General features: G+C 68.1%; 9 protein-coding genes, 1 tRNA gene and 1 pseudogene. 6 read left to right on the top strand and 5 right to left on the bottom strand.

Annotation, left to right across the window (positions count from 1 at the left end):
- Positions 1–27: 27 nt before the first annotated feature.
- From EU555_RS21845 to EU555_RS21855, 3 genes are read right to left on the bottom strand one after another with little or no spacing between them, the layout of a single operon-like run.
- The gene (locus EU555_RS21845; protein WP_135417339.1) at positions 28–1,023 is read right to left on the bottom strand and encodes a CobW family GTP-binding protein; all 996 of its coding nucleotides are present in this window, start codon (positions 1,021–1,023) and stop codon (positions 28–30) included.
- The gene (locus EU555_RS21850) at positions 1,020–1,313 is read right to left on the bottom strand and encodes a hypothetical protein (RefSeq protein WP_135417340.1); all 294 of its coding nucleotides are present in this window, start codon (positions 1,311–1,313) and stop codon (positions 1,020–1,022) included. The genes EU555_RS21845 and EU555_RS21850 overlap by 4 nt, the downstream gene beginning before the upstream one ends.
- An 18-nt stretch (positions 1,314–1,331) precedes the next feature.
- Positions 1,332–2,231: a polysaccharide deacetylase family protein gene (locus EU555_RS21855; protein ID WP_135417341.1), complete on the bottom strand. Its 900-nt coding sequence runs from the start codon at positions 2,229–2,231 to the stop codon at positions 1,332–1,334.
- A 146-nt stretch (positions 2,232–2,377) separates the two neighbouring features.
- Here EU555_RS21855 and EU555_RS21860 point away from each other — a divergent pair.
- Positions 2,378–2,469, top strand: a tRNA-Ser gene (locus EU555_RS21860).
- Positions 2,470–2,980: 511 nt separating this feature from the next.
- On the opposite strand, the gene EU555_RS21865 is transcribed toward EU555_RS21860, so the two are convergent.
- Positions 2,981–3,601: a class I SAM-dependent methyltransferase gene (locus tag EU555_RS21865; protein ID WP_135417342.1), complete on the bottom strand. Its 621-nt coding sequence runs from the start codon at positions 3,599–3,601 to the stop codon at positions 2,981–2,983.
- 153 nt (positions 3,602–3,754) lie between these two features.
- Between EU555_RS21865 and EU555_RS37130 the strand changes: the two are divergent.
- A pseudogene (locus EU555_RS37130) lies at positions 3,755–3,877 on the top strand (integrase core domain-containing protein); the annotation flags it as partial.
- 170 nt (positions 3,878–4,047) lie between these two features.
- The gene (locus tag EU555_RS21870; RefSeq protein WP_135417343.1) at positions 4,048–4,677 is read left to right on the top strand and encodes a hypothetical protein; all 630 of its coding nucleotides are present in this window, start codon (positions 4,048–4,050) and stop codon (positions 4,675–4,677) included.
- Between the two features lie 508 nt (positions 4,678–5,185).
- Here the strand turns inward: EU555_RS21870 and EU555_RS21875 are convergent.
- Complete coding sequence (locus EU555_RS21875; protein ID WP_135417344.1) at positions 5,186–5,932, bottom strand: pirin family protein; 747 nt, start codon at positions 5,930–5,932, stop codon at positions 5,186–5,188.
- A gap of 108 nt (positions 5,933–6,040) precedes the next feature.
- On the opposite strand from EU555_RS21875, the gene EU555_RS21880 reads away from it, so the two are divergent.
- The 3 genes from EU555_RS21880 to EU555_RS21890 all read left to right on the top strand — a co-directional run bounded on the left by EU555_RS21880 (position 6,041) and on the right by EU555_RS21890 (position 8,490).
- Positions 6,041–6,907, top strand: a complete 867-nt coding sequence (locus EU555_RS21880) for a LysR family transcriptional regulator (protein WP_017482945.1) — start codon at positions 6,041–6,043, stop codon at positions 6,905–6,907.
- Between the two features lie 167 nt (positions 6,908–7,074).
- Positions 7,075–7,698, top strand: coding sequence for an isochorismatase family protein (locus EU555_RS21885; protein ID WP_012321606.1), 624 nt, complete (start codon positions 7,075–7,077; stop codon positions 7,696–7,698).
- A gap of 174 nt (positions 7,699–7,872) precedes the next feature.
- Positions 7,873–8,490, top strand: coding sequence for a glutathione S-transferase family protein (locus EU555_RS21890; protein WP_017482944.1), 618 nt, complete (start codon positions 7,873–7,875; stop codon positions 8,488–8,490).
- Positions 8,491–8,622 lie beyond the last annotated feature (132 nt).

Raw genomic sequence — 8,622 nt, forward strand, 5'->3', positions numbered from 1 at the left:
CAGAGCGGAGATCTAGGACCGGCAGGGTTAACGATCGGCTGCCACGCTCGCGGCCGCGCCCGTGAAGGCGGCGTAGGAGCGGCGCAGCAGGGCGCCGTCGAGGTCGCGGCCGATCAGCACTAGGCGGGTGCGGGCCTCGCCCTCGGGCCAGGCGGCGAGGTGGCGCGGCGGGTGGACGAGGTGCTGCACGCCCTGGATCACCACCGGGGTGGCAATACCCTCGATCGCCACCAGGCCTTTGAGGCGCAGGATCCGCGCGCCGTGCCGGTTGAGCAGCATGCCGAGCCAGAGCCCGAACCGGGTCCAGTCCACCGGCCCGCTCTCGATCAGCACCGCCCCGACCGGGCCGTGCGGCGCCGCAGGCACGTCGGCGCAGAGCCAGCGCCGGGCGGCGGGCTCCCCCGTCGGATCGTCGGTGAGGAGCGCGGCCTCCGGCGCGTCGTCGAGGGTGAGGTCGGTGACCGGCGCCACCGGGTTGAGGGCGGAGAGCCGCGCCCGCAGCTCGGCGGCGGCCTCGGGCGTCGCGAGGTCGGTCTTCGACAGGATGAGCCGGTCGGCGCAGGCCACTTGGCGCACCGCCTCCTCGTGCGCGTCGAGGGTGCGGGCGCCGTTGACCGCGTCGACCACCGTGACGATGCCGGCCACCCGGAAGGCGTGGCGCAGGACCGGGTCGGCCACCAGGGTGGCGATGGCGGGCCCCGGATCGGCGAGGCCGGTGGTCTCGATCACCACCCGGCGGAAACCCGGCACCAGGCCGCGGCCGCGGCGGTCGTGCAGGTCGACCAGTGCCGCCTTCAGGTCGCCCCTCATGCTGCAGCAGACGCAGCCGCCGCGCAGCAGCGCCACCTCGCCCTGCAGCGGCTCGATCAGGAGGTGGTCGAGCCCGACCTCGCCGAACTCGTTGATCAGCACCGCCGTGTCGCGCAGGGGCGGCCATCGGAGCAGGCGGGCGAGGAGCGCGGTCTTGCCGGCACCGAGGAAGCCGGTGAGCAGGGTGACGGGCGTTCCCGCGCCGGGGGTCACCGCGCCTCCAGGGCGGCGATCACCGCCGGGTCGAGGGGGTCGCAGGGCCGCCCGGCGAGGCGCTCCGCCGCCGGCCACAGCGCGCCGAGATGGTCGACCACCGCGCTCCGCCCGGTGCGGCCCGACAGGGTGTAGCGATCGGCCCAGGGCGCGAGGCGCAACCCGTAGAGACCGAGCACCCGGTTGGCGGCCTCGGCCCGGGCCCGCCGCTGCGCCTGAGGCGGGGCCGACCGGACGACGCCGTCGCTCCAGTGATCCGGCGCCCCGAAGGCGCCGCAGAGGCCGCACATTGGATCGGGATCCCGGGATCAGGATTCCGGCCGCGCCGTCCCCTCGAACGGGAAGCGGCGGGAAAAATCCTCGGCGATCGCCTCCATCGTCACGAAGCGCACGCCGTCATGGGCCTTGAAGTGCTGGAACAGGCGCTCGTGCATCTGCAGCACGTGCGGCTTGCCCGATACGTCCGGATGGATGGTGATCGGGAAGACGGCGTAGTCGTAATTTGCATAGACCCAGTCGAACTGGTCGCGCCACATCTGCTCGATGTCGCGCGGGTTGACGAAGCCGTGGCTGTTGGGCGCCGCCTTGACGAACATCATCGGGGGCAGGTCGTCGAGGGTCCAGGAGGCGGGGATCTCGATCAGCCGGGTCTCGGTGCCGTGCTCGAACGGGCGCATCCAGGCCGAGGGGTGCTGCGCGTAGTCGATCTTGGTCCAGGACTCCCCCACCCGCACGTAGTAGGGGTGATGATCGTTGTGCATCAGCGAATGGTCGTAGCGGATGCCCTTCTTCTGCAGGAGCTCGTTGGTCTTGGGCCCGAACTCCCACCAGGGCGCGACGTAGCCCCGCGGCGGCTTGCCGGCGAGGTCGCCGATGAGCGCGACGCACTTGTCGAAGATCGCCTCCTCCTGCTCGGGCGTCATCGCGATCGGGTTCTCGTGGCTGTAGCCGTGCATCCCGATCTCGTGGCCCTCCGCCGCCACGGCCTTCATCTCCTCGGGAAAGGTCTCGATCGAGTGGCCGGGGATGAACCAGGTCGTCTGGATGCCCCATCGGGAAAACATCCGCAGAAGCCGCGGCGCCCCGACCTTGCCGGCGAAGACGCCTCGGGAGATGTCGCAGGGACTGTCCTCGCCGCCATACGACCCGAGCCAGCCCGCCACCGCGTCGACGTCGACGCCGTAGGACACGAAGATCTCTTTCGCCACGATCCGCCTCCCCGCCTGCCCGATGCGCCATCTGACAACCGGCCAAACCCCGGGGTCAAGCGTCGGTCACGCTCCCGCCAGGCACCCGCCCACCCGACGAAACCGGTTGACCGGACCCTGCCAATTCCCTAGAGCGTTGGCCAGCCGGAGACGTGGCCGAGCGGCTGAAGGCACTCGTTTGCTAAATGAGCAAGCCCCGAAAGGGGCTTCGAGGGTTCGAATCCCTCCGTCTCCGCCATCCAGCCCTAATAAGCTATTGAAGCGGCAAGCGAAATTTTCTGAGTCGCGACTGCTGCCCCAACTTTTACCCCAACTCTGAACGCGGTTTGCGGCGAACGCTGGCGAATGCGCTCGAATTAGGTGCACCACCCTGACGCTGCCATCAGCCTCAAAAGGGACCCACTCACTCCATTTTGGATCGGGCGCTTAACACGCCGATTGGCATCCGACCGGCCTCCGGATCAAACGCAGGGCCAGTGAAGCAATCCGGCGGCGCCCGCCCGAGGCCGCCCGCACCCCGCAGGCAACGACCCTGGGCACGCACCGCGGCTACTGCATCGCGAGACAACATGCTCCCGTTCCCTGCCGCTATCCCCCGCGCGCTTCCGTGAATGCTCGCCGGGATCCGGAGATCCGGCGCGCGAAAACCTTGAGCAGACCATCGCCTCGTGGCGTGCATCCGTCTGTGCTGTCCGCATCGGACGGGACACGTCATGACCTCAGTTGAACGACGACATACGGTGGTAGCGTCAGATAGCGTAAGCGACCCCGCGGCTCAGGAAGCCCACCGGTTTGGGCGCACGAGACAGGTAGTACTCCTCCAGTTCGGCAAGCGTGAAGCCGGCGGCTCGAAACGAGGCGGCCACCGGACGGATGAGGTTGCAACCGACTGCCAACGGGCGCCAGAGCGGGTTTAGCCTGTGCTGCCAGCGGGCGACCCTCGCCTCGGTCGATAGCCCGTGCTCCAGGAACAGCGCCCGGCCACCGGGACGGAGGACACGACGCACTTCCGACAGGCATAGCATCGGATCGTGGACGGAGCAGAGTGCGTAGGTAATCACCGCGGTATCGACACAGCCGTTCTCCAGCGGCAGGCTCTCCGCCGGCGTGCACCGGATCTCGACTGGGAACGTAGCCGCGCGCCGTTGCGCCTCGCCGAGCTTGAGGAACGACTCGTTAGGGTCGACGCCGATCACGCGCGAGACCTGGGCAGGATCGTAGAAGGGCAGGTTCAGGCCTGGACCGAAGCCGATCTCCAGGACCGTGCCCGAGGCGCGCGGCACGATCTTCTCGCGCTCGGCGCTGATGTCGGCCATCGCACAGAGGCAGCGCACGAGGCGGGGACCGATGTGCCGCTCGTAGAAGCTCATCCGCTCCTCCTGCCGAGTTCGGCTGCGCCTGCAAGTCGTTCCAGCGCATGCAAGGGGCCTTGCTACAAGTACATGTTATACCCCAATCGATCGGTGATGGAGCGCACATCCACGAACCCGCGCGCAGCGGGCGCACTCCGGCATGGATCAAGCCTGCGCCAGCTTCCCGGTTGGCTGGCGCACTACAATGACCTTCACCCTCATCGCGCGCTGGGCTACCGCTCGCCGCGCGAGTTCATCGCCCGATCAATCCAGGAGGCCCTATCCGGTCTTTAGGTGGCTACATCAACCTGTCACAAGTGCTCGTGCTGCGTGCCCAGCGGGACTTGGTCGAGCGCGAGGCGCAATTTGGTCCGGGGTCTCGCGTGAGGTTGCAACCACACAGCGGGCGACAACTTTTTGGACGGTTAATCACGAAATTTCGGAATACGCGCGGAGAAATCAAAATGGGCGGTCTCGGTAGCGGCCGATCGGGCGGCAGACCAACGGTCGAAAGTTCGCTTCACCTCACCATGAGCACACTGCTTACGGGCCGGCGGGATCGTCACGAATGGGGCGGCTGCCTGGAGTACTCGCGCAGCTACGGCTCAACAGGCCGCGTCGAGTACGCCATCCGGCTCGATCCCGAGAAGCGGATTGGTCGGCTCGTGGTCCGGCATAGCCTGCCGCTACCTTGGGGCGGCGTCGATGCGGTCGAGCCCTATGGGATCGAGTTGGAGGCCACGCCGCAGCCGCTCGGAGGGCTACGGTGGTGGTTCGTGTGCCCCGTGTCACAGCGGCGCTGCCGCCGCCTGTTCCTACCTTACGGGGCTCGGAAGTTCGGTGCCCGGCAGGCGTATCAGCTCGGCTATGCGAGCCAGCGGATGAGCCCACGTGACAAAGGAATTGAACGAGTACGCAAGCTGCAGAAGCGTATCGGTGGGGGCGACAACATATTGGCGCCGATCCCACCAAAGCCGAAATGGATGCGCTGGCGGACCTATGACCGGCACGTCACTATGATCGAGGAGGCACATCGGCCGGTGCTGGCCGCGAGCATGGCCGCCATAGAGAGGCTTGGGAGGCCGCAACGGTAGGTCGAGATCCGAGCTTCGGCAGACTGACGAGTGCACCTCCGACTGCTTGATAAATAACTCAGAGGAGATCAAAGCGCGCGAGCGAGACGGTTGCCGAGCTACTCGGGATATGCGCCGGCGGCCATTGGCCTCGCTGCATCACTACCAGACAGCTGAGCATATCACGCCGGCGACAAGACGCCCCTTGGGCTCCGCCATCGGCTGGACTGATCCCGAACGGCTCAAAATGACCCCTTGCAGACCTTCAAGCCTGCGAGCCCAGAACTCCGCTTGGTGGGAAGAAGCGGACCTATGAGCGGCGGCCACGACATCAGCAGCTACGGGCATATTAGCGACCGACGGGTAGCAGGCATGTCAGTGCGGTTCACTACGTGGTGGAAGACTATGGGTCCGGCTCTCGACGCGCACCGGCCTCGCAACCGACCTCCACCGTTGCACCTTCCGCTGCGCGCCCCGGTCGAGTTCGATAATTCCATCGAGGGACACGACCGGCGCGCGGAACGCGCGATTAATCAGCGAGTACGTTCCCGCTGAACATGCCACCGCGGAAAACCGGTGCGCCCTGATCGGTCACGAAGAGGACGAGGTCGACGTCGGAGCCGGCCAGCACCCTCCCGCCGTCCCCCTTGAGGTACGCCGTATCACCCGCCCGCAGCGTCAAGCCGCCGACCTCGACGTCGCCGCCGAAGACGTGGAGCAGGCGAACCGCATCGGGCGCCGGAAGCGGCGGCAGGGACAACGCTGCCCTGGCCGCAACATGCGCGTCGGAGACCCATGCCTGGGCTCGGACCTCCAGCGGCGCGCCCTCGGGCCCGGCGATGAGGCGCCACTTGCCGTGGCTCAACACCTCCCCGAAGTCGTGGAACTGGACCTTGGGTCCGAGGTCGGCCGCCCGCGGCCGCAGGAAGATCTGCAGTGCCTCGACCGGGCCGTGGTCCAGCATGCGCTCCTCGTGCTGGAAGGTGTGGCCGGCGTTCATCATCATCAGGCGCGTCGCCGTGATCTCCTCCGCGTTTCCGACCGTGTCCCGGTGGAGCATCCGTCCGGCCCGGACGTAGGTCAGGATTTCGTCGTCGCGGTGCGGGTGCATCCCGATGACGTGCCCGGGCGCCACGGTGGCGCGGTCGATCCGGCCGATGGCGCCTAGGCCGCTATCTCCGCCGCCGAGGCTCAGCCCGGGACGGATGATCTCGACGGCGAAGCCACGGGTTGGGTCACCCATGCGGTCGCCGCGTCTGAGCTTGGTCACGTCCATGGTCGTCGTCCTTTCTCGGTGGGCATCTCCTCCATGGAACGTAGCGTCGTCGTACCAGGGACGGTATCGTCCGATCCGGGTAAGCTCCGTCCCGGGAAGCGGAACGCGATGGACGTGGACGACCTGAGGACCTTCGTGGAAGTCGCCGACGCGGGAGGGGTCTCGGCCGCCTCACGCCGCCTCAACTTGGCGAAGTCGATTGTCAGCCGGCGGCTTCTGCGGCTGGAGGCCGAGCTCGGCACCCAACTCCTCGCCCGTACTACCCGGGGCGCGGCCCTGACCGAGGCGGGCACGACGTTCCGGGAACATGCGGCACGGATCTGCACGGAGGTAGACGCCGCGCTGGAGGCGGTCGCGGTTGGCGGCGAGCTCCGCGGCCTCCTGCGGGTTGCCGTACCCTCCACGTTCGGCCCGACGCACTTCGCGCCGGCCATCGCGGAGCTGACCCGTCGCCATCCCCAACTGCATATCAACTGCCGCTACAGCGACCGCTACGTCGATCTCGTCACCGAGGGCTTCGATTGCGGCATCCGGGTCGGCTACCTGGCGGATTCGAACCTGGTCGCGCGCCGCATCGGATCCTTCTCCGTGCGGCTGTTCGCAAGCCCGGACTATGTCGCCACGTACGGCGCCCCCGAGACGCCCGAGGACGTGCCCGGCCATCCCGCCGTGATGATCGCGACGGAAACCTGGACGTTCAGCGCCGGGGGCAAGCCGTTCCCGGTCCGCCCGACGGGCCGCTTCCGGGCCGACAGCGCGGTGGCCATCGCGGAGGCGACGGCCGCGGGTGCGGGTATCGCCGCGCTGCCCGATGTCATCGCGGAACCCTACGTCGCAGCCGGGACCCTGATACCGGTCATGCCGCGCTATGCGCTTCCCTCCATCGGGATGTTCGTCGTGCGCCCACCGGGGCAGCACTCCTCGCGCAAGGTTCAGGCGCTCACCGACCTGCTGATCGAGCGGTTCGGCCGATAAGGCCCCCTTGCAGCGACAGGTGCCGCCCTGGCAAGCGTTCCGGCGGCGTTCCGGTTTCAGGGACGCAGAGTGCCGGAAGTGGCGGCTAGTGGCCCTTCTCATGGAACGGCATCTTCATCGTGCCGGGTGGCTCCGAAGCGGGACCATCCCCACCGAAGGAGAGCACCATGTCCTACGAGAGATTGACCGCCGAGAACGCCGCCGTCCTGTTCGTCGACCACCAGACCGGTCTTGCCAACGGCGTGCAGACCCAGACGCCCGCGGACTTCCTGAACAACGTGAAGGCGCTCGTCACCATCGCCCAGATCTACAAGCTGCCGGCCATCGTCACCACCAGCGCGGCCGACGGCCCGAACGGGCCGGTCTTGCCGGTCGTCGCCCAGGGCCTGCCCGACGCGACCGTCGTGCACCGGCCGGGCGAGATCAACGCCTTCGACAACGCCGACTTCGCCGCCGCCGTGAAGGCGACCGGTCGGAAGAAGCTCCTGATCGCCGGCATTTCGACGGAGGTTTGCGTGGCCTTCGCCGCGCTCGCGGCCCGCGAGGCGGGCTACGACGTCTACGCGGTGCTGGATGCATCGGGCACCTGGAGCAAGCTCGTCGAGGAAGCGGCCGTCGCCCGCATGGTGCAGGCAGGCGTCGTGCCGATCACCTGGGTCGCGGTCGGCGCCGAGCTTCTTGGCCACTGGCAATCGGCCACCGGCGAGGCGCACGCCAGGCTGATGGGCGACCACCTGCCCTTCGCCGGCAACATCTACGCGAGCTTTCTGGCCGCCAAAGGTCAGGCGTGACCCGTTTCGAGGGACCCGGCCGTGCATCCCGCACCGGCCGGGCCAGTCAGGATGGATTGTTCCGCTCGCGACAACAATGAACTGCGGAGGTCGAGCATTCTCCCGACCCCCTGATCGCGTCACCTTGCCAATGTGGTTCGGGCTTCACCCGGACAGAAAGCAGGGAACGCGGTCATGAAGCTCTACCATCATCCCCTCTCGGGCCACGCGCATCGGGCCCGCCTGTTCCTCTCGTTGCTCGGCGTGCCGCACGAGGCGATTGAGGTCGACCTCAAGGCAGGCGCCCACAAGCGGCCCGAGTTCCTTGCCCTCAATCCGTTCGGCCAGGTGCCGGTCCTCGACGACGACGGAACCGTCGTCTCCGACTCGAACGCCATCCTCGTCTACGTGGCGCGCAAGCTGGGGCGGACCGATTGGCTGCCGGAGAATGCCGAGGGTGAGGCCGCCGTGCAGCGTTGGCTGTCGGTGGCGGCCGGCGAACTGGCCTACGGCCCGGCCGCCGCGCGCCTCGTCACCGTTTTCGGTGCCAATTTCCGGCCCGAGGAGGTGATCGGGCGGGCGCACACGCTGCTGGGCCGCCTGGAGGCGCATCTGACGGGCCGGGAATGGCTGGTTGGCGAGCGGCCCACCGTCGCGGACGTGGCGCTCTACAGCTACCTGGCGCGTGCACCCGAGGGCAACGTCGACCTCTCAAGCTACGTCAACGTCAACGCCTTCCTCCGCCGCATCGAGGCCTTGCCGGGCTTCGTCCCCTTCGTCCAGACGCCGGCCGGCCTCACGGCCGCGGCGTGACCCCGCTTGTTCGGGCGCGCCGGTGCGCGCGCCCGACCGAACCGGACGGGAGAGTATCATGAGCGACGGTCCGACCATCACGAAGTCCTCGCCCTGGCATCCGGGCGAGAAGGCCATCCAGCAGCAGGTCGG

The organism is Methylobacterium nonmethylotrophicum (assembly GCF_004745635.1).
In the GTDB taxonomy this organism is placed as follows: domain Bacteria; phylum Pseudomonadota; class Alphaproteobacteria; order Rhizobiales; family Beijerinckiaceae; genus Methylobacterium; species Methylobacterium nonmethylotrophicum.

Excerpts from the sequence above, each read along its gene's own strand:
- EU555_RS21850 (WP_135417340.1), bottom strand. The coding sequence starts at position 1,313 with ATGTGCGGCCTCTGCGGCGCCTTCGGGGCGCCGGATCACTGGAGCGAC.
- EU555_RS21865 (WP_135417342.1), bottom strand. The coding sequence starts at position 3,601 with ATGAGCTTCTACGAGCGGCACATCGGTCCCCGCCTCGTGCGCTGCCTC.
- EU555_RS21870 (WP_135417343.1), top strand. The coding sequence starts at position 4,048 with ATGGGCGGTCTCGGTAGCGGCCGATCGGGCGGCAGACCAACGGTCGAA.
- EU555_RS21875 (WP_135417344.1), bottom strand. The coding sequence starts at position 5,932 with ATGGACGTGACCAAGCTCAGACGCGGCGACCGCATGGGTGACCCAACC.
- EU555_RS21880 (WP_017482945.1), top strand. The coding sequence starts at position 6,041 with ATGGACGTGGACGACCTGAGGACCTTCGTGGAAGTCGCCGACGCGGGA.
- EU555_RS21885 (WP_012321606.1), top strand. The coding sequence starts at position 7,075 with ATGTCCTACGAGAGATTGACCGCCGAGAACGCCGCCGTCCTGTTCGTC.
- EU555_RS21890 (WP_017482944.1), top strand. The coding sequence starts at position 7,873 with ATGAAGCTCTACCATCATCCCCTCTCGGGCCACGCGCATCGGGCCCGC.